This is a genomic window from Pedobacter terrae, assembly GCF_036946585.1.
Classification (GTDB): Bacteria; Bacteroidota; Bacteroidia; order Sphingobacteriales; family Sphingobacteriaceae; genus Pedobacter; species Pedobacter terrae_C.
Genome location: NZ_JAQIIV010000019.1, coordinates 54,224 through 74,340, shown reverse-complemented (window position 1 = coordinate 74,340; position 20,117 = coordinate 54,224). Strand labels below are relative to the sequence as shown.

The following is a 20,117-nucleotide window of genomic DNA, read 5'->3' as shown; positions in this document are numbered from 1 at the left end:
TATCGGATATAAATATAGGATTTTTAATTAAATTATATACGATCGGATATAAAAACAAGAGATACACCCAAAATTATATCCGAAAGGATATAATTTAAATTATCAAAACAAGCTTTCAGATCCAAACAAAATTAAATTCAAAACATAAAAAAGCCCATTGTATCAATATACAACGGGCTGCTCAAAATTCAATGAGTATTTACTATGGATTAAAAGTCAATCCAACATAGTAGATGGCACCTGCCATAGGATTACCATAAGAAGTGATATAGTATTTATTCAATACATTAGAACCTCCTAATTTAACCACTGATTGTACTGAAGGGATTCTTAAACTCACCTGAGCATCTAAAGAACTGTAGGCAGGCACCTGGCCAGAAGCAAAAGATGAATTCCAGTAAAATTGATCTTGCCAACGGTAAGAAACGTTAAAACCAAAGTTTTTGATGATCTCTTTATTAGCCAAGCCCAGGTTATAGCGGATTTTAGGGGTATTGAAATCATTAATATAATTAACTGGCAAATCTCCAATCTGATTATAGGAAACATTACCACTCATATTCCATTTGCCTACCAGGTAATCAAGGCCTAGCGCCGCACCATAAGAAGTTACTTCACCCTCTGCATTTACCGGAACACCGAATTTTACAAAACTTCCATTTACGTTCTGGTAAACATCAACAGCAGTAATAAAGTCTTTATAAATATTGTAATAGCCATAAGCATCAATTAATAAATTAGGCAAAATCAAACCTTTATAACCTAGCTCATAAGATTGTACACTTTCAGGACGTACACCTTTGGCATCAAAATTATATTGTTGCAAAAGCGCCGGATTTGGTGTACCTGTAGCCGCAGCCGATGCCAGAAATGCACGGTAGCTCACATCAGTATAAGGTTTGTTGGTATCTAAGTGATATTTGTCGAAGATGATTTCTGGCAAACCACCAATAAGGCGTTGCGAACCACCACCAACAGATAGATCTATATATTGGTTTTGTGTGGTTGGGTTACGGTAGCCCGTTTGGTAAGAAACCCTGATGTTGTTATTTTTGGCAACCGTAAATACCCCGGTTATCCTCGGTGTAAAACGGCCTTCAAAGTTCTGGCTTTTATCATAACGGCCGGCAAAAGTAAATTTAACCTTATCGTTAAAAAGTTTTTTACCAATTTGTCCAAAAGCACCGTATTCTTTAATATCAATTGAGTTAGTCAAATCGTTAAAAATGGTTCCGGCAGAATTTAAGTCATAAAGACGATAAGAAGCACCAACCTGAAACTCGACCACTTGATCAAAAAGATTGGTAAAGTTGTACATTCCTTCGTAGTGATACAGATTTGATTTATCATCGAATTTTGCTCCATAAATGCCTTTTGATGGATCAGAAGCACTGATAGTGGTATTCATAATCCGATCTTTCGCCTGATTAAACTGTGGTGAACCCGGCTCAAAACGACCCTGGTTAGCGGCAGTTCTGGCTAAAGCATGTGCTGCAGCATCGCTCTGACCGGCAGCCCTGGCACCTACATAATTACCAATGTACTGGGGAAACCAAGTTGTGGATGGTTTGGAAAGTTCATTAACATAACTCCCTAAAATAGATGAAATATATGAATCGCCCGAGCGCTCCTGAGTAGTGTATGCTTTAACAAAGAAATCTTCACCTTTTAGTTCTAATTTATACTGACCAATATTAAAATTACGCAATGAGTAACGATCAGAGCCGGTATAAACCGATGTTCCTGTGCCCCAATTGGCCTGTGCTACAGCCTGTACTGTATTACTGATATTGTAATATAATGCGCCTGAAGCTTTTAATGATTTGGTATTGTAATCAACCAGATTTTCTTCGTTGTAACCCGTTCTGGATACATTTTGATCAGGAATCAAATTAGCCTTTAAACCTACATAAAACGGTAGATAATTTTGAACTGCCGGACGTAACGCTGCAGGCAAACCTGCAAGAAAACCAGCTTGTTGCGCCGCATTTGGAATAGCTGCTCCGAAAGCGCCGTCCATAGCTGCTTTAATATTGGGAATCAAACCACCCGAACCTGCGTTAATACCTGATATTGTTGCATTCTGAACGCTTAGCGCCACATTTCGCATATTCTGGCTTACCTCATCTCCATAAACATTTATTCCGTCGTAATTGGTATCGCTGTTACGATCGCCAGCCTTTGCCGTTCTGGCAATACGGTCGAAATTTGAATAATTATTTCCAAACCAATCTTTGGCCTGCAGGAATGAAAATGCTGCTTTTACTCCAAATCTATTGTTCCATGATTTTGCCATACGCACATCCAATTGATTAAAAGGTTGTACAGTACTATTGTTATCGTTAACATGGTTAACGCCTGTTTTGTATTGAAAACTAGCGCCAGGATATTTAAATGGATCTTTTGAAGTCATTAATAAAGTACCACTGATACCCCCCGCGCCATAAAGAGCTGAAGAGGCACCCGGTAAAAGTTCCACATTATCTACATCAAGTTCGGTAATCCCTACGATGTTTCCTACGGAGAAATTTAGTCCTGGGGCCTGATTATCCATTCCATCAATATATTGGTTAAAACGAGTATTACCATTTGAATTAAAACCACGGGTATTAATCGACTTGAAAGTTAAACTCTGCATGCTGCTTTCTACCCCTTTCATATTGTTCAGCGCATCGTAAAAGGATGGCGCAGCAATTTCCCTAATGGTGGCAGCACTCATCCGCTCGATGGAAACCGGCGATTCTAAAATACGTTCGGGTGTACGCGAAGCAGAAACCACCACATCACCTCCCAATACAACTGCTGTTTCCATTTCGATATTAATACCTGCAGTACTTCCGGTAATCTGCTGCTCTACCGTACCATAACCTACATAAGATGCCACTAAAATAAATGGCACTTTTGCCGTTGTAGTAAAGCTAAAACTTCCATTGGCTGTGGATGCCGTACCACCAGATTGGCCTTTAATGGTTAAACTAACCCCAGCCAGTCCTTCTTTGGATTGCATGTCTTTTACGGTTCCGCTCACCGTAATATTTTGTGCACGTGCAGCCATATCACCAGCAAACACAAATAATAGCACATAGAAGATCTTTGTAAAAATTCTGCTCATAAGCGATTGTTAATTTGGTTATTTGTATTATTAGTTATATAAACTTAATTTCTTTTTTTGAATTAAACAAATTATGTAAGCATAATAATTTCAAAACAAATTATAATTTTGATTGATATACAGTTTGTTGTATTTTGCATTAGACATAAATCGTCATTTTGCCCTATCTTAGCGAAAGACTTGTTAGCTAGCCATTATGAATAAAATTAAAGCCCTGTTCTGCATCGTCATTCCGATCGCATTAGCTTTTTTATTTAATACGAAATTAGGCAATACGCCACCATTATTAAAATTTCTAAATCCTTTTATGGGTTTCTGGCAAAATGCAGAGAATAATCACTTCATGTTTAACCATAAGGCAAAAATAAAAGGGGCAATCGATAAAATTGAAATCGTTTTTGACGACCGCATGATTCCGCATATTTTTGCACAGAATGATCACGATCTGTATTTAGCACAAGGCTACGTAACGGCTATGCACCGCCTTTGGCAAATGGATTTTCAGACCCGTTTTGCGGCCGGAAGGATTAGTGAAGTGGTGGGCGATAAAGCGATAGAGGTAGACCGGTATCAACGCCGGATGGGCATGGTTTATGGCGCAGAAAACTCCTTAAAGGGGATGATGGCCGATCCTAAGGCAAAAGAAATGATCTTAGCCTATACTGAAGGGATTAATGCCTACATCAAAACACTTTCTAAAGCCAATTATCCTTTAGAGTATAAAATTCTAGACTTTAAACCTGAAAATTGGACACCTGTAAAATGTGCATTACTGCTAAAACAAATGTCGGCAGTATTGGCCATGGGCTCGGATGAATTTTACATGACCAATATCCTGAAAAAATTCGGTCCGGAGGTGACTAAAAATCTCTTTCCTGATTATCCTTTCCGCGAAGATCCCATTATACCTGTTGGCACAAAATGGAATTTCTCACCATTACCCATACCTAAAACACCAGAAAGCTTTACACAAGCTCAAACTGGTGAGGTTAAAACAACTCAAAAAGTAGAAGGCATTGGCAGTAATAACTGGGCATTATCTGGTACTAAAACGGCATCAGGATATCCGATCTTAGCCAACGACCCCCATTTAGATTTAACACTTCCATCAATCTGGTACCAAATTCAGCTACATGCACCTGGCGTAAACACCTATGGCGTTTCTTTACCTGGTGCACCGGGGGTAATTATTGGCTTTAACCAGAAAATAGCCTGGGGCGTAACCAATGTGGCTGCTGATGTACTCGATTTTTATCAGATCAAATTTAAAGATTCTACCCATCATGAATATTGGTATAACAATGCCTGGAAAGCCACAACAAAAAGGCTGGAGACCATTAAAATACGTGGCGGAAAAGATGAAGTAGATACCGTTTACTATACGCATCACGGCCCGGTAGTGTATTTCCAGAAACCAAAATATGGCAGGGCTGATAATATACCTGTTGGCGATGCACTTAGATGGATCGCACATGATGAGTCAAATGAACTCATGACTTTTTATTACCTTAACCGGGGTAAAAACTATAATGATTACCGTAAGGCTTTAACTTTTTACACGGCCCCTGCACAAAACTTCGTTTTTGCCAGTGTTGATAATGATATCGCCATTACACCAAACGGTAGGTTTCCTTTAAAATGGAAAGATCAGGGTAAATTTATACTGGATGGTACCGATCCTGCTTACGATTGGCAGGGCTGGATCCCAAATGCACAGAATCCGACGGTTAAAAATCCACCGCGTGGATTTGTGAGTTCGGCCAACCAGTCTTCTACCGATACCACTTACCCATACTACATTAACTGGGAATTTGCACCCTATGAGCGGGGCAAACGCATCAACGATCGCTTATCGGTAATGAATAAGGCTACTTTAGACAGTATCCGATTGATGCAGACCGACAACTATAGCATCATGGCACAAAACCTGGTTCCGGCTTTATTGCCATTATTGAACAATGAACAGCTAAATGCCACACAAAAGGAAGCTTTAGCATACCTGCGCAAATGGAACAAACGTTATGATGCACACGAAATTGCTGCCAGTGTGTTCGAAATATGGACCAAGCGCTTATCGCATAATATTTGGGCTGATGAATTTGAAGTGAAGGGCATCCCGATGCGTTACCCGTCAAGAGACCGTACGGTGGAGATGATCTTAAAAGAGCCCGATGCAGCCTGGTACGATAACGTCAACACCAGCAAAAAAGAAACGTTATCCGATCTGGTTAACGAAGCTTTTAAATATAGCTGCGATAGTTTGGAAAGGCGCTTTGGCCCCATAAACAAAGACTGGGCCTGGGCAAATGTAAAACAGACCAATGTACCGCATCTTGCCAAAATACCTGGGTTCGGTTCGAAGGTTTTACAGATTGGTGGCGCCAAAAGCACCATCAATGCTTTGAGCGAAACCAATGGACCGTCTTGGCGGATGGTAATTGAGCTGGGCAAAACACCAAAAGGACACGGCGTTTATCCGGGTGGCCAATCGGGTAATCCCGGAAGCAAATTTTATGATAATATGATCGATACCTGGGCAAATGGTAAATTGTACGATCTGTTTTATATGCAAAGTCCTGATGATACATCGGGCAAGGTTATTTCTCGTTTAAAAATTTCTAAATAGGCTAAAATGGTTTTCATCGTTATATTAGTTATCTGTTTTCTATTACAAATGATTGCCCCCTGGTGGGTCATCATCGTCATTTCTTTTGCTACCTGCGGTATAATTGGCAAAACAGGAAAAATAGCCTTCTGGCAATCATTTTTTGCTATTTTTTTACTTTGGATCGGCTATGCCTTATTCAAAAGCCTGCCTAACGATAATGTACTCGCCGGCCGTGTAGCCGTGATGACGGGTATAAAAATGTGGTGGGCACTGTTATTAGCTACAGGCATTTTAAGTGGCTTGGTGGCCGGAATTAGTGGTTATTGTGGCTATCAGTTCCGCATGGCAATGCTGGCTAAAAAAACTGACGAGAAAATAGCATAATGCTTTGTACTTTTGCCTTGTGAATTTAACCGCTAAAGAGATTTTCTCTGTAAAAGACAGTAAAACATTTAATACCCTTGCTTTAAATATTTTTAAGCTACAGGCCCAAAATTGCAATGTTTACCGCGAATATATCTTTCACCTGGGTGTTAATGCCGATGAGGTAACCGAAATTTCAAAGATTCCTTTTTTGCCCATTAGCTTTTTTAAAAGCCATGCTGTTCTGAGCAGTCATGAACCAATAGAAATTACCTTCAGCAGTTCGGGCACAACAGGTACGACCCAAAGCAGTCACCATGTAACTGATGTTAAGTTATATGAACAAAGTTACCTACAGGCTTTTGCGCAGTTTTATGAAGATGTATCTGAATATTGCTTTTTGGCATTGTTACCTTCCTATCAGCAAAGGTCGGGGTCATCATTAATTTACATGGTAAACGATCTGATCGAAAAGAGCGGTCACCCGCAAAGCGGTTACTTTTTGTATAATCATGAAAACTTGCTTCAGACACTGCTCGATCTGAAATCAAAAAAACAGAAAACAGTGTTAATTGGCGTAACCTATGCGCTGCTCGATTTTATAGAACAATACGATATCCACTTTCCCGAGCTCATTGTAATGGAAACGGGCGGAATGAAGGGAAAACGTAAAGAAATGGTACGTGAGGAACTTCATGAGCAGTTGACCAAAGGATTTGGCGTAAAAACCATTCATAGCGAATATGGAATGACCGAGCTGCTTTCTCAAGCCTATTCTTTGGGTGATGGTATTTTCAACTGCCCTGGCTGGATGCGGATTTTAATTCGTGATACCAATGATCCTTTAAGTTTAATTGAACCTGGCAGGACCGGCGGCATCAATGTAATCGACCTGGCTAATATCAATTCATGTTCATTTATAGCCACCCAGGATCTGGGCAAAATCAATCCCGATCAAAGTTTTGAAGTACTGGGACGGTTTGATCATTCTGATATCAGGGGATGTAATCTTTTGGTACAATAGTTTTCAATTTACTTTATCGGAGCAACTGGCGCACAAACCTGTAGCAATCAGATTAAGCCGATCTACTTTAAATCCCGCAGGAACTTTTAACGCCGGAATTTTAACGGTATCTAAACAGTAAATTTTATGGCAGTTATCACAGTTAAAATGCACATGCTCATCATGATGCTCATGCGCACTGCAACCATCAGAACAGATGGCATAATTGGCCGTTCCCTGCTGGTCTAAAACTTTATGAATAATCCCTTTCTCTTCGAAAGCCTGTAAAACCCGGTACAGGGTAACGCGGTCTGCATCCTTTCCCATTACCTGCTCTAAGTAAGGTTGAGATGTTGCAGAGTCCCTTCCACTCAAAATTTCCAGTACCTGCAAACGCGGGGCCGTTCTTTTTAGTCCATTCTTAACCAAAAGTTTTTCAAAACGTGCGGTATTATCTTCCATAGCAATACAAAAATAAGCAATTAATCAATGAGTTTGGCATTTTTGATAGTTATTGGTGGCTTATAGCTCGCATCCTTTTCTTCTAATTTTAAAATCCCTTGTACGTGAATGGGCTTTTCAGAATAAGGAACCGCATTCGCCATCTCAATCATAATCATCACCGGGATACCATTTTGTCCGCAAAAATAACATTGATTGATGGGCAAAGTGGCCAAAAGAAATTTCTGCTGCTTCTGTCCGCTTTTTATAGGGATCAGGTAACCAGTTAAATCAAATTTCCTGTTTTCAAAACGCCTGATGGTTTCTGTAAAAATAGGCAAGAGTTCGTTCTTATCAGTCAGTTCAAACTTTACCGAGGCAATTACATCCCAGTTTAAAGATCGCAACTGATCTTTTGGGCTATGTTTTTGCGTCTGTGCTGTAGCCCTACAAACTGAAAACAGAAGGAAAATAACGCATAAATATTTCATTTTTTTACTGCATCTAAAAGAAAAAAGATAGATCGGCTATCGCCAGAATCATTGATTATAAATTTTCCACGAAGTGTAATGGGTGCTTCTGTCCAATTGATGGGTTTTAAAGTCTTTACTTCAATCATTGATGGAATATCGCCAGTACCGCAATATGGGCAGGAGGCAACCGGCACCATAGAAAACATAAATTCATTAAAACTATTACCAACTTTGGTGGGAATAATATATCCCGGAAGTTCAATTACCTTATTATGTATGCCCTTTAGTGCAGGTGGAAATACTGCCTGCCAAACCAGTGGCTTTACCTGCTTATCGTATTTTAAACCAATAAGGTTCCAGCTGGCGGTGCGCGTTTCGCTATGAACAGATACCTGGGCAACTGTAGTCATGGAAATTAAAACCAAAAGTGCCAGCATATATTTCTTCATCATCTATTGAGATTATAACTGTTTTGCATTTAAGAGAAAAAATTCACTTCTACCATCACCTGAATCGTTAATGATGAAAATTCCCCTAAGTTTGATGGGTTTTTCTGTAATGGGAATCGCATTTAACATTTTTACCTGTACCATTGATGGAATATCTCCTGCTCCGCAATAAGGACAAGATGCTATGGGCACAATAGAGAACATGAATTCGTGAAATTTCGACCCAACCTTCGTTGGGATGATGTAACCGGGCAGTTCTATTATCTTATTGTTTAATGCTTTTAATGCTGGCGGAAAAATACTTCCCCATTTGCGGGGTGCAATTTCGGCATCATACCTCAACCCAATTAAATTCCAGGTTGGCGTGCGCATGTCGGTATGTACCTTAACCTGCGCAGCCAATACCTGGCAACCTAAACATAAGAAAACTAAAAAAACCAAATTCTTCATCACTTAACGGTCTTTCGTTAATGTTGCAGCAATATCAACTTTGTAAATCTGCATGGCCGGAATAACCGAGGCCAAAGCACCAATGAACAGTCCGATCCAGATTAAATATATCTCTTGCGGAAAAGCAGTAAGCCCTGTTAATTTGGCCTGAGAAGTTTCCTGATACATCCCAATTACCTCCAGCACTGCATGACCGATTAACAATCCCAAACAGGTACCGATAAATGTCACCAAAACTCCTTCAAACACGACCAAAAAAAATAGCTTAAATTTTGATGCACCTAAACAACGCATAATCGCCAGATCGTATTTTCGTTCTTTCATCGCATTATAAAGGCTGATGAAAATACTTAATGCGGCAACTCCCATTATAAAAACGGCAAACCATTTTAGGGTATCAATTCCAACACCAATAAGCGAAAACAATCTTGCACTTTCCATTGCCGGAGAAGCAGCCTGCATATTGGTACTCTGGTTAACCATCCTTGGGAAAACAATTACTGACATTGGAGATTTATACTGGATCAATAATGCGGTAATTTGTTTATCATTGATTTCTTTGGCTTCACCTGCTGAGGCATGGTTATGATTTTCAGCATGCTTTTCCTCATGCATTTTGTACACACTGCCAATATTAGTAAGGATCAGATTATCGGTAATGTTCCCCTTCGGTTTTAATATTCCCTTAACCTGGTAAGCATGTTGTTTATGAACATCTCCGCTACCTGTTAAACCATGTGCCCCAAAAAAGGAATCGCCAATTTTAAGACCTGATGTTAGTGCAACATGGCTGCCAATCGTTACCTCTAAATCTTTATGCCAAAAACTCCCCTCTTGGACTGATAAATTATAAAGATTTGTAAAAGAACTATCAGTGCCCACGATGCGGTAACCGCTATAATTGTCGCCCAAAGCCAATGGAACGGCTCTTTTAACCATAGGGTTATGCATTAATTGGTATGCATCTTTAGCCGGAATATTGCCCGTTGGGTTATCAATATGGTAAACACTGCTCAATATCAACTGAAGTGGACTCCCTTTTGCGCCCACAACCAGATCGATATCCTTCGCATTATTTTCCAGTTTATTATTGATCTGTGTAGAAGCCAGGAAAAGAACTGAAAGGATGCCTACACCAAAGGCAACTAAAATAATATTAAGAATGGTAGTTAACTTATTCCGGACAAGGTTTTTGCTACTTATTTTAAGGATATTCATTAGAGAAGATAAGTTTTAGTAAGGTGATCCCGAACCCTTGCATCGTGTGTCGCTATAATCAGTGCGGCACCGTTATCTTTGGCCTGGGTAGTCAGCATCTTGATTACCTGATTGGCATTTTCATCATCTAAACTAGCGGTTGGCTCATCTGCAATCAAGAGATCTGGCTTGTTTACCAATGCACGTGCTACCGAAACCCGTTGCAACTGACCCTGACTCAATTGGTCAGGATAATTTTTAGCCAACTCGCCAATACCCAGATCAGCTAAAAGCGAAAGGTTTCGCTCATGGTCTACACCCAAACCGGCCATTACTGCTGCAAGTTCAAGGTTATCAAGCACATCAAGAGAACGGATCAGATGAGGCCTTTGAAAAATGATGCCGACATGCCTACCCCTGAACCTGTCGCGCTCCCGTGCAGATAAAGAATATAAATCGGTTCCATTAATTAGAACTTCACCCTGGCTCGGCTTTAAAAGACCTGAAACAATGTTAAGAAGTGTGCTCTTGCCACTACCCGATGCACCTAATAAAAGCCACTGTTCCATATCGCCAATTTCCCAAACCGGAAATTTCAAACTTCTCCCCTGCTCATAAATATGCACTAAAGAACTGATTCTAATCATGACGTATTGCTTTTTGCCTTTTTTTAATAACCAGGTTTTTTATGGCATAACGTCTGTAGAGTGCTATTCCATCATTTGTACCATGTTTACAGGCAGGGCTTAACATCGAAATAAATAACAATGCAGGGATAAATAAGATTTTATATTTCATTCGTATAATTGATTATGGATGACCTAACGGACAGCTTTTAAGCATTCGTAAATTAACATAATGGGCAGCCGCAATGGTAAGGCCACCAATAGGGATCAAGATGGGTTCTAAGAATTCAATCCCCGAAAAATGCCCAAAAGCGATACAGGTAAAGCCAGTAACCAATACTAGAATGGGTATTATGCTGCGATGCTGTTTGCGATAGGCAGCACTTAAACTCCAGATACCAATGATTAATGAAAATGCAATCATGGTAATTTCTACTGCTTCATTAGCTAAAAATTCCATCCCCCATAAAGGCAAAACGGTAATTAAAAATGGCAATGCAGCACAATGGATGGCGCAAAGTGTTGAGGCCGTAATACCTATTCGGTCGAGATTAATTTTGTAGCTCCGTTGTTTCATTCCAATAAATTTAGTGCTCAAATATAAAAGCAATTATGTTGCATTTAAAATAATCAGCCTTATATTTGCAACTTAATTGCATTAAAATGATAAAAAAATTACCCGTAACCGTATTGAGCGGTTTTTTAGGCAGCGGAAAAACCACGCTTCTTAACGCCATATTGAGAAATAAGCAAGATCTGAAAGTGGCCGTTATCGTAAATGATATGAGTGAGGTGAACGTTGACGCAGCTTTGGTTAAAAATCAGCATACCTTATCAAAAACAGATGAAAAACTGGTGGAAATGAGCAACGGCTGTATCTGCTGTACGCTGCGTGAAGACCTGATGATTGAGGTAGAAAAATTGGCAAAAGAAAACCGTTTTGATTACCTGCTGATTGAAAGTACCGGAATATCAGAGCCCATTCCGGTAGCGCAAACTTTTTCCTTTATCGATGAAGCTTCAGGTATTGATCTGGGGAAATTTAGCTGTTTAGATACCATGGTAACCGTTGTTGATGCTTATAATTTTTATCAGGATTTTGGCTCGGCAGATAAACTAACCGACCGTAACATGGTTGATGACATAGCAGATAAACGCACTATAGTAAATCTACTTACCGAACAGATTGAATTTGCAAATGTAATTTTGTTGAATAAAACAGATCTGGTAAGCGATACCGATCTCAAAGTACTGAAGGCGTTAATTTCAAAACTTAACCCAACAGCAAAAATTTATCAAACACTTTTTGGCGAAATAGATCCAGCTTTAATCTTAAATACCGGTTTATTTGATTTCGAATCGGCATCTGATGGAGCTGGGTGGAAAAAGGAACTGGAAGAAGTCCATCAACCAGAAACTGAAGAATATGGAATAAGTTCGACCGTATTCCGTTCCAGGAAACCTTTTCACCCTGAAAGATTATGGCATTATCTCAATAAAGAATTTCCACAGAACATTATCCGTTCAAAGGGAATTTTCTATTTAGCTGCCATGCCCGACCAGGCCATTAATTTCTCTCAAGCAGGCGGCTCTTTACGTATCGATTTGGCTGGGGTATGGTGGGCAAGTATGCAACAGCATGAAAGAGAACAATACGCAGACTACACGGAAAACAAAAATGAAATTGATAGAGAATGGGACAATAATTTCGGAGACCGTAAAAATGAACTTGTTTTTATAGGACAAGAAATGAATAGTGAAGAATTAAAAAAATCGCTAAATACTTGTTTACTACAGGACAGTGAAATTGTAGATTATATAGCAGCTAAGCGTTTTAAAAATCCATTTGACCAAGTTATCTAACTTAAAATGTATATTCCAAAAAGGAATATAGCAATATTATTTACAATATATTATTGCCATTTATTTATTACATGTTATTATCTAAATTAACGTTTTTATAATGACACTGCCTAACGAATTATCTAACGCCCAAACTGCCCTCCCTATAAAAAATGCAAAAAATTCCGATACCCACCGGATACCAAGAAATTTTATATTCAAGGCCATGATGCCATGGCTACCCCTCAAGCGGTATGTATGCCTTAAATGTTTTAATAAATTTCACGTATTTGATTCGCACCTGTAAACTAGCCACTAGTTTAACAGGTGCATCATAATAAAGAATCCTCTATCGGGAGGATTAATTTATTGAATAAAATTATTTGAACCCAATGAAATGACGATCTTCATTGGGCTTGCAAATATTACCCTGCGATTAAAAGAAAATAATTTTTCTTTCCTTTTTGCACCACAATAAATTTATTATTAATTAGGTTCTGTGTGTTAAAAACCTGCATGGCATCAGCTACTTTTTCTTTATTTATAGAAACGCCCCCACCCTGGATCAGTTTCTTGGTTTCACCTTTAGAAGGAAAAACGGTGGCTTTTTCTGCGAGCAAAGTAGCAGCATCAATCCCTTCAGCTAACTCAGCTTTTGAGATATTAAATTGTGGAATACCCTCAAACATTTCCATTACCTGATTTTCAGTTAATGTTTTTAAAAACGCTAGTGATCCGTTGCCAAATAAAAACTCAGATGTTTTAATAGCTGTTTCCAAAGCTTCAGCTGAATGGGTTTTGATCGTAATATCTTCGGCTAAAGCTTTTTGAAGAATACGCAAATGCGGTGCCGCATCATGTTCCTTTTCCAAAGCTTCTATTTCCTCTTTATTTTTCAGCGTAAAAATCCGGATCCATTTTTTAACATCGTCGTCTGACGCATTTAACCAAAACTGGTAAAATTTATAAGGAGAAGTTTTCTCCGGATCAAGCCAAACTGCACCACTTTCGGTTTTACCAAATTTAGTTCCATCAGCCTTTTTGATCAATTGTGTAGTAATGGCATAAGCGGTTCCGCCATCTTTTCTTCTGATCAGCTCTGTACCGGTAACGATATTACCCCATTGATCGGAGCCTCCCATCTGCACCACACAGTTCTCGTTTTTCCATAAATGATAGAAATCGTATCCTTGAATTAATTGGTAACAGAATTCAGTGAAAGATAGTCCGGAATCACCCTCTAAACGTCTTTTTACACTATCCTTTGCCATCATGTAGTTTACGGTAATGTGTTTACCTACATCCCTGATAAAGGTAAAGAGGTTCATATCTTTAAACCAATCAGCATTATTAACCATCACTGCGCCATTTCCGCCTTCCTCAAATTTTAAAAATTTAGCCAGTTGCTTTTTCATTCCTTTCAGGTTGTGCTCAATCATTTCAGGGGTCTGAAGATTACGTTCATCAGATTTTCCTGATGGATCACCCACCATACCGGTAGCACCGCCAACCAAAGCAAACGGCTTGTGACCCGCATTTTGAAAATGAATCAGTGTCATGATCTGTGTTAAGTGACCAACATGCAGCGAATCTGCAGTAGGGTCAAAACCGATATAACCAGATGTCATACCTTCGTTTAACTTTTCCTCTGTATTCGGCATAATATCATGCAACATGCCACGCCATCTTAACTCTTCAACAAAATTCGTCATTGTACAAACACTTTAATAATGTGCGTGCAAAGATAAAATTTTAGCTTAGTTTAAAGCAAATTAGTTGGTTTTGTAAACGAGTTATCGCAAATGATTTCTACAGCTTGCCATCCTTGCCAATATTTTACCATCTGCACTTTACAAGCATACGAGAAAATATTACCTTGCGGGATGAACTTTTTATCCCATTATTATTTCGACCGGACAAATAACGATGCCAATGTGGTAATGGGAACAGTTTTGCCAGATTTGATCAAAAATGCCGTAAAAGAGGCCAATTTATATCCCCACAAAAATGAATTCCTGTTTAAAGGAAATCCTGCCGAGGAAAACCTACTTATTGGCTGGAAAAGACATCTGGCTGTCGACCTGCTTTTTCATTCTTCTAATTTCTTCTTAGAAAAAACCACTGAACTTAAACAACTCATTAAACCTATTGTAGAAAATACAGTAGTTCGTCCGTCATTTCTTGCCCATGTTGGCCTGGAGCTATTGTTAGATCATTTATTGGTTGAACAAAACTTAATTCAGGTAAACCATTTTTATGAAAATTTGAGTTCGGTAAAAAAAGAATCGTTAAGTGATTTCCTGGAGCACTGTAACTTTAAAAATCCGGAGTTATTCTTTAATTTTTTGGAAAAATTTATCAGCAGCAAATATCTTTTGAGTTATCAGAAACTCGAAAACATCAGTTATGCCCTGAACCGGATCTGTATGCGTTTATGGCCCAAAACACTGGACGATAAACAATTACAACAGCTTACCTTTGAGCTAGGTGTTTTCAAAACTGCCCTGGAAAACGATTTTATGGATATTTTTGAGGAGATAGAGAAAAAACTATGATTTAACTCTTATCTTATACTCAAGTGCCACATAATCGCTGTAAATCTTAGTGTCGTAAATATTAAAATTGCTTTTTACATAAAGCAATAATTAAAAAAAATGCTTTTTTATTTAACAATATCACCGTTAACTAATTTTCCAGATACCGCGTCAAATCTTCAAAAAAACTCCAATGCCTTTTTTTACCATTCAATCTATAAAACCACTTTATCCTTTTTCTATATTTGTCTTATGTCGCTAACTGCAATAAAAGAAGAAATGGATGCCCTGGTGGCTGAATTAAACCAACACAATTATAATTATTACGTGCTGGCCATGCCTACCATTGGAGATTATGAGTTTGATAAAAAATTAAAGCACCTGGCTGAGCTCGAGAAAGCAAATCCTGATTTAGCCGATCCAAATTCGCCAACCCAGCGCGTTGGTGGCGATATCACCAAAAATTTTGTCACGGTACAACATAAATACCCCATGTTATCTTTGGGGAATACCTACAATGAACAAGATCTCCGCGATTTTGATGAGCGCATCCGTAAAGCCATTGGCGACAATTTCCAATATGTATGTGAATTAAAATTTGATGGCCTGTCCATTAGCCTTACTTACGAAAATGGCAAACTTTTGCGTGCAGTTACCCGTGGTGATGGTACCAAAGGCGATGATGTAACAAACAATGTAAAAACCATTCATACCATTCCGCATCAGATCAAATCGGCTTTAGCACCCGAGCATTTTGAAATCCGTGGCGAGATTTTTATGCACAAAGCAGCTTTTTTACGATTAAATGCTTACCGGGAAGAACTTGGTGAAATCCCATATGCAAATCCACGGAACTTTGCCTCGGGAACCATTAAAATGCAGGATAGCAAGGAAGTAGCCAAACGGCCTTTAGATGGCTTTATTTACTTTTTATACACAGATAAAAATGAATTTAAAACACACTGGGAAAGTTTAAATGCCGTAAAAGATTGGGGATTCCATGTTTGTGAGCATACCAAACTGGTTTCAGGTATAGACGCTGTTCTCGAATTTATCCACCATTGGGAAAACGAACGTTTTAAATTAAGTTACGATATTGATGGAATTGTAATTAAAGTAAACAGTTATGCACAACAACAGGAATTGGGTTTTACCTCAAAATCACCGCGTTGGGCGATTTCATACAAGTATAAAGCAGCAGAAGTTGAAACGGTTCTGGAAAAAGTAACCTACCAGGTGGGAAGAACCGGGGCGGTTACACCAGTTGCCAACCTAAAACCTGTTTTATTGGCTGGAACCACTGTTAAACGCGCCACCTTGCACAATGCTAACGAGATAGAGCGTTTAGATTTACATGAAGGTGATACGGTTTATGTTGAAAAGGGCGGTGAAATTATCCCGAAGATTATTAAAGTAAATCTGCAGAAACGCTTAGAGGGATCAAAAAAAGTACATTATCTTCATCATTGCCCTGAATGCGGAACCGAACTGATCAGAAAAGAAGGAGAAGCAGTACATTACTGTCCGAATGATGAAGGCTGTCCGCCGCAAATTGTTGGAAAAATCCAGCACTTTATTTCGCGCAAGGCTATGAACATTGATGGACTTGGTGATGAAACCATCGAAACTTTTTACAAACATGGTCTCGTAAGGCACATCAGTGATTTATACACGCTACATGAAAAAGCAGATCAGCTTAAAACCTTAGACCGTTTTGGGGAACGATCAATCGAAAACATGCTCAAGGGCATTGAAAAATCGAAGGAAATGCCTTTTGAAAAAGTGCTTTTTGGCCTGGGCATCCGATATGTTGGCGAAACAGTTGCACGTAAAACTGCTGCCGGGGTAAAAAATATTGATAATCTATTGAAGGCTACTGTAGAGGAATTAATTGCTATTGATGAAATCGGACAGCGTATTGCGGAGAGTATTGTTGAGTATTTTGGAAAATCTGAGCATTTAAGGCAGGTAGAATTATTAAAATTAGCCGGATTGCAGTTTGAAATTGAAGAAAAAGTAATTACGCTTGATAGCGACCGACTTATTGGAAAAACATTCGTAATTTCGGGCGTTTTTGAAAACTTTAGCCGCGATGAGCTTAAAGATATGATTGAGGCCAATGGAGGCAAGATGCTGAGCAGTATTTCGGGCAAACTGAACTACCTTGTTGCAGGCGATAATATGGGCCCATCTAAATTGGAAAAAGCGAATAAACTAAACGTTCCGATCATCAGCGACGCCGAGCTTTTAGAAATGATAAAATAACTTAACCACAAAGGCACTAAGACCATAAAGTTTTAGTTTTTGTTGGCAAGTATAAATAAAACATCCCTACAATTATTAATCATTTAGGATCCTGCTTTATCAGGATTTATTATTGAAAAATAGGGATGAATGAAGAACAGATTGCAAAGGCGATTGTAAATGCGGCTTACCGCGTACATGTAGAATTAGGACCAGGTTTGTTAGAATCTGCATATGAAACGTGCTTGATTTATGAATTAAAAAGTGCAGGAATGCATGTTTTTACCACAATTAAAACTTCCTGTAATATACAAGGGCATTAAACTTAATTGTAACTGCAGAATTGACATCTTGGTAGAGCAAAATTTGTGGTAGAAATTAAATCAGTTAGTTTTTTAAATGAAGTACATCTGGCACAAACCATTACCTATTAAAATTAGCAGATTGTAAACTTGGTTTACTGATCAATTTTAATGTGGCAAAAATAAAAGACGGAATTAAGCGGGTAATAAATGGCTATTTATAACCTAAAAATAAAAGCCTTGGTGCCCTTTGTGGCTTCGTGGTAAAAACAAAAAGTAAATTATATAATGAACAAATTTCAGGGTACTGGTGTAGCGTTGGTTACGCCTTTCAACACAGATGGATCAGTTGATTATAATGGCTTAAAAAACCTGATTAATCATTTGGTAGAAGGAGGGATAGATTACCTCGTTTCTTTAGGTACAACCGGCGAAACCGCTACAATGACCAAGGACGAGAAGAAGAAGGTGTGGGCCTATACTGCTGAAATTAACAATAACAGATTACCATTGGTTGCAGGTATTGGTGGCAATAATACTTTAGCTGTAGCTGAGGATATTAAATCTTTTGATACAACCGGGTATAGCGCAATTTTATCCGTTAGCCCTTATTACAATAAACCCACCCAGGAAGGGATTTATCAGCATTATAAATATTTAGCTGAAATTTCGCCATTGGATTTGATCCTCTACAATGTTCCCGGGCGTACAATGAGCAATATGAGTCCGGAAACGACTTGCAGACTGGCGCACGATTTTAAAAACATTATTGCAACTAAAGAAGCATCGGGAAGCTTTGATCAGTTTAACCAGATTATGAGAGATAAACCTGATGATTTTCTTTTAATCTCTGGGGATGATCCGGTGACTTTACCGATGATCGCTTTAGGCGCTGCAGGTATTATTTCAGTAATTGGAAACGCCCTCCCTAAACAATTCTCCGATATGGTTAGATTTTGTTTGGCTGGCGATTACAAGGCTGCCTTACCGGCACATTTAAGTTTAATAGAATTTACGCGTCTGGCTTTTGCAGAAGGAAATCCTGCCGGGATAAAAGCGGCACTAAAACATTTAGGTATTTGTGATGATACTGTTAGGTTGCCGTTAGTAAAAGCTTCATCATCTTTAGAAAAATTAATTATTGCTGAAGTTGATAAATTACTTCAAATGGCTTAATCGCATAATTAAGTAATAAAAAGGCTTCCAGATTCAAAATTTGGAAGCCTTTTAAGTTTGGTAAAAACTATTTAAATAACATCGGCGTAAATTCTGATAAGTAATCCCGCCAATTCGACCAGGTATGCCCGCCCTCACTTTCTTTATAATCATATTTGAAGCTCATTCCATCAAGCTTCTTTCTAAACTCATTCACATTTTTATATAGGAAATCTGTTTTACCTATTGCAATCCAATATAAGTTGTAGTCATTTTTCTTTTGCGCTTCGAGTTTCAAATCCAAATCTCTGTAGATAGGGCTTGCTGCACTAGCCGGTGGCAATATCGCTGGAGAAAATAAACCGACATAACCAAAAGTTTTAGGATAATTGGCCGATATATACAGGGAATGAAATCCTCCCATTGATAATCCCGCAATGGCCCGATCATGCTGCGTTTTACCGGTACGATAGTTTTTCTCTGTAAAATCGATAATTTCTTTAAAGTAGGATTCCATATCACCATTAAAAACATCAGGCGTCATCATAATTGGTTTATAAAGTCCTTTTGAAGATTCTCCCGGTGCAGCGGTGTTACTGGTGTGGCCATTAGTCATCACCACAATCATCGGCCTGGCTTTGCCAGCAGCGATGAGGTTATCTAAAATCTGAGAAGCTCTACCGAGTTGCATCCAGGCTTCTTCATCCCCTCCCACACCATGTAAGAGATATAAAACTGGATAATTCACTTTTGAAGCTTCATAACCTGGCGGTGTATAAATAGTGAGTCTACGACTGGTTTTAAGCCCAGCGGATTGATACCAACGTTTTGCGACCGTCCCATGCGGTACATCTTTAACCATATATAAATCGGCCTTGCCATTTCCTACTAAAAATACATTGACAACAGATGATACATCTCTAATCAGGTAAACATTGTTTGGATCCCGGATCTTCAAACCATCAACAATAAAACTGTAACTGTAAAGTTCCGAGGGTAAAACTGCAGAAGTATATGACCAAACACTATCTGTTCCCAATTTCATTTCCTGCGTGGTTGGAGTGTTTGGCTTCGAAACCAAAAAATCTCCCTGTATTTCTACCTTCTTTGCATTTGGTGCTTTAAGCCTGAAAGTAAAAGTACCGTCAGGATTCGTTTGCGGCGATATAATTTCTCTCTGACGGCCAAAATTTAGATTTTCCTGGGCATACATTATTTGCGTGCAACCAAGCAGCATGAGTAAAATTAGTTTTTTCATGGTATGGAATAAGGTAATCGTAATGATTTAATTTGTCTATTAAAAAACAATGGCCTCTTC

20 protein-coding genes are annotated in these 20,117 nt (G+C 38.8%); 9 read left to right on the top strand and 11 right to left on the bottom strand.

Going from position 1 to position 20,117, the window contains the following annotated elements:
* Positions 1-202 precede the first annotated feature (202 nt).
* The gene (locus PGN18_RS19325) at positions 203-3,112 is read right to left on the bottom strand and encodes a TonB-dependent receptor (protein WP_335321222.1); all 2,910 of its coding nucleotides are present in this window, start codon (positions 3,110-3,112) and stop codon (positions 203-205) included.
* 196 nt (positions 3,113-3,308) lie between these two features.
* Between PGN18_RS19325 and PGN18_RS19320 the strand changes: the two genes are divergently transcribed.
* Genes PGN18_RS19320 through PGN18_RS19310 form a run of 3 tightly spaced genes read left to right on the top strand, consistent with a single transcriptional unit; the run spans position 3,309 to position 7,107 of the window.
* Positions 3,309-5,738, top strand: coding sequence for a penicillin acylase family protein (locus PGN18_RS19320; protein ID WP_335321221.1), 2,430 nt, complete (start codon positions 3,309-3,311; stop codon positions 5,736-5,738).
* Between the two features lie 6 nt (positions 5,739-5,744).
* A complete protein-coding gene (locus tag PGN18_RS19315; protein WP_335321220.1) occupies positions 5,745-6,104 on the top strand; it encodes a hypothetical protein in 360 nt (119 codons plus the stop codon).
* Between the two features lie 19 nt (positions 6,105-6,123).
* Positions 6,124-7,107: a LuxE/PaaK family acyltransferase gene (locus PGN18_RS19310; RefSeq protein ID WP_335321219.1), complete on the top strand. Its 984-nt coding sequence runs from the start codon at positions 6,124-6,126 to the stop codon at positions 7,105-7,107.
* Positions 7,108-7,110: 3 nt separating this feature from the next.
* Here the strand turns inward: PGN18_RS19310 and PGN18_RS19305 are convergent, their stop codons facing one another.
* Genes PGN18_RS19305 through PGN18_RS19270 form a run of 8 tightly spaced genes read right to left on the bottom strand, consistent with a single transcriptional unit; the run spans position 7,111 to position 11,299 of the window.
* On the bottom strand, positions 7,111-7,548 hold the full coding sequence (locus PGN18_RS19305) for a Fur family transcriptional regulator (protein ID WP_147225985.1): 438 nt from the start codon (positions 7,546-7,548) through the stop codon (positions 7,111-7,113).
* Between the two features lie 20 nt (positions 7,549-7,568).
* Positions 7,569-8,018, bottom strand: coding sequence for a hypothetical protein (locus PGN18_RS19300; protein WP_335321218.1), 450 nt, complete (start codon positions 8,016-8,018; stop codon positions 7,569-7,571).
* The gene (locus tag PGN18_RS19295) at positions 8,015-8,452 is read right to left on the bottom strand and encodes a hypothetical protein (protein WP_335321217.1); all 438 of its coding nucleotides are present in this window, start codon (positions 8,450-8,452) and stop codon (positions 8,015-8,017) included. The genes PGN18_RS19300 and PGN18_RS19295 overlap by 4 nt, the downstream gene beginning before the upstream one ends.
* A 9-nt stretch (positions 8,453-8,461) precedes the next feature.
* On the bottom strand, positions 8,462-8,899 hold the full coding sequence (locus PGN18_RS19290; protein WP_335321216.1) for a hypothetical protein: 438 nt from the start codon (positions 8,897-8,899) through the stop codon (positions 8,462-8,464).
* A gap of 3 nt (positions 8,900-8,902) precedes the next feature.
* Positions 8,903-10,117, bottom strand: a complete 1,215-nt coding sequence (locus tag PGN18_RS19285; RefSeq protein WP_335321215.1) for an ABC transporter permease — start codon at positions 10,115-10,117, stop codon at positions 8,903-8,905.
* On the bottom strand, positions 10,117-10,743 hold the full coding sequence (locus PGN18_RS19280) for an ABC transporter ATP-binding protein (RefSeq protein ID WP_335321214.1): 627 nt from the start codon (positions 10,741-10,743) through the stop codon (positions 10,117-10,119). Before PGN18_RS19280 ends, PGN18_RS19285 begins: the two co-directional genes overlap by 1 nt.
* Entirely contained in the window at positions 10,736-10,894 is a 159-nt protein-coding gene (locus PGN18_RS19275) for a hypothetical protein (protein ID WP_335321213.1), read from the bottom strand. The genes PGN18_RS19280 and PGN18_RS19275 overlap by 8 nt, the downstream gene beginning before the upstream one ends.
* A gap of 12 nt (positions 10,895-10,906) precedes the next feature.
* A complete protein-coding gene (locus PGN18_RS19270; protein ID WP_335321212.1) occupies positions 10,907-11,299 on the bottom strand; it encodes a MerC domain-containing protein in 393 nt (130 codons plus the stop codon).
* 86 nt (positions 11,300-11,385) lie between these two features.
* On the opposite strand from PGN18_RS19270, the gene PGN18_RS19265 reads away from it, so the two are divergent.
* Positions 11,386-12,585 carry a GTP-binding protein gene (locus tag PGN18_RS19265; RefSeq protein ID WP_335321211.1) on the top strand — a complete coding sequence of 400 codons (1,200 nt, stop codon included), beginning with the start codon at positions 11,386-11,388 and terminating at the stop codon, positions 12,583-12,585.
* 404 nt (positions 12,586-12,989) lie between these two features.
* Here the strand turns inward: PGN18_RS19265 and tyrS are convergent, their stop codons facing one another.
* Complete coding sequence (tyrS, locus tag PGN18_RS19260) at positions 12,990-14,276, bottom strand: tyrosine--tRNA ligase (RefSeq protein WP_335321210.1); 1,287 nt, start codon at positions 14,274-14,276, stop codon at positions 12,990-12,992.
* 171 nt (positions 14,277-14,447) lie between these two features.
* On the opposite strand from tyrS, the gene PGN18_RS19255 reads away from it, so the two are divergent.
* The 5 genes from PGN18_RS19255 to dapA all read left to right on the top strand — a co-directional run bounded on the left by PGN18_RS19255 (position 14,448) and on the right by dapA (position 18,820).
* Positions 14,448-15,119 carry an ACP phosphodiesterase gene (locus PGN18_RS19255; RefSeq protein ID WP_335321209.1) on the top strand — a complete coding sequence of 224 codons (672 nt, stop codon included), beginning with the start codon at positions 14,448-14,450 and terminating at the stop codon, positions 15,117-15,119.
* A gap of 231 nt (positions 15,120-15,350) precedes the next feature.
* Positions 15,351-17,363 carry an NAD-dependent DNA ligase LigA gene (gene ligA / locus PGN18_RS19250; RefSeq protein ID WP_335321208.1) on the top strand — a complete coding sequence of 671 codons (2,013 nt, stop codon included), beginning with the start codon at positions 15,351-15,353 and terminating at the stop codon, positions 17,361-17,363.
* 125 nt (positions 17,364-17,488) lie between these two features.
* Complete coding sequence (locus PGN18_RS19245) at positions 17,489-17,665, top strand: GxxExxY protein (RefSeq protein ID WP_335321207.1); 177 nt, start codon at positions 17,489-17,491, stop codon at positions 17,663-17,665.
* Between the two features lie 137 nt (positions 17,666-17,802).
* Positions 17,803-17,868 carry a hypothetical protein gene (locus tag PGN18_RS19240; protein WP_335321236.1) on the top strand — a complete coding sequence of 22 codons (66 nt, stop codon included), beginning with the start codon at positions 17,803-17,805 and terminating at the stop codon, positions 17,866-17,868.
* A 64-nt stretch (positions 17,869-17,932) separates the two neighbouring features.
* The gene (dapA, locus tag PGN18_RS19235; RefSeq protein WP_335321206.1) at positions 17,933-18,820 is read left to right on the top strand and encodes a 4-hydroxy-tetrahydrodipicolinate synthase; all 888 of its coding nucleotides are present in this window, start codon (positions 17,933-17,935) and stop codon (positions 18,818-18,820) included.
* Positions 18,821-18,887: 67 nt separating this feature from the next.
* Here dapA and PGN18_RS19230 read toward each other — a convergent pair whose 3' ends face one another.
* The gene (locus PGN18_RS19230) at positions 18,888-20,057 is read right to left on the bottom strand and encodes an alpha/beta hydrolase-fold protein (RefSeq protein WP_335321205.1); all 1,170 of its coding nucleotides are present in this window, start codon (positions 20,055-20,057) and stop codon (positions 18,888-18,890) included.
* Positions 20,058-20,117 lie beyond the last annotated feature (60 nt).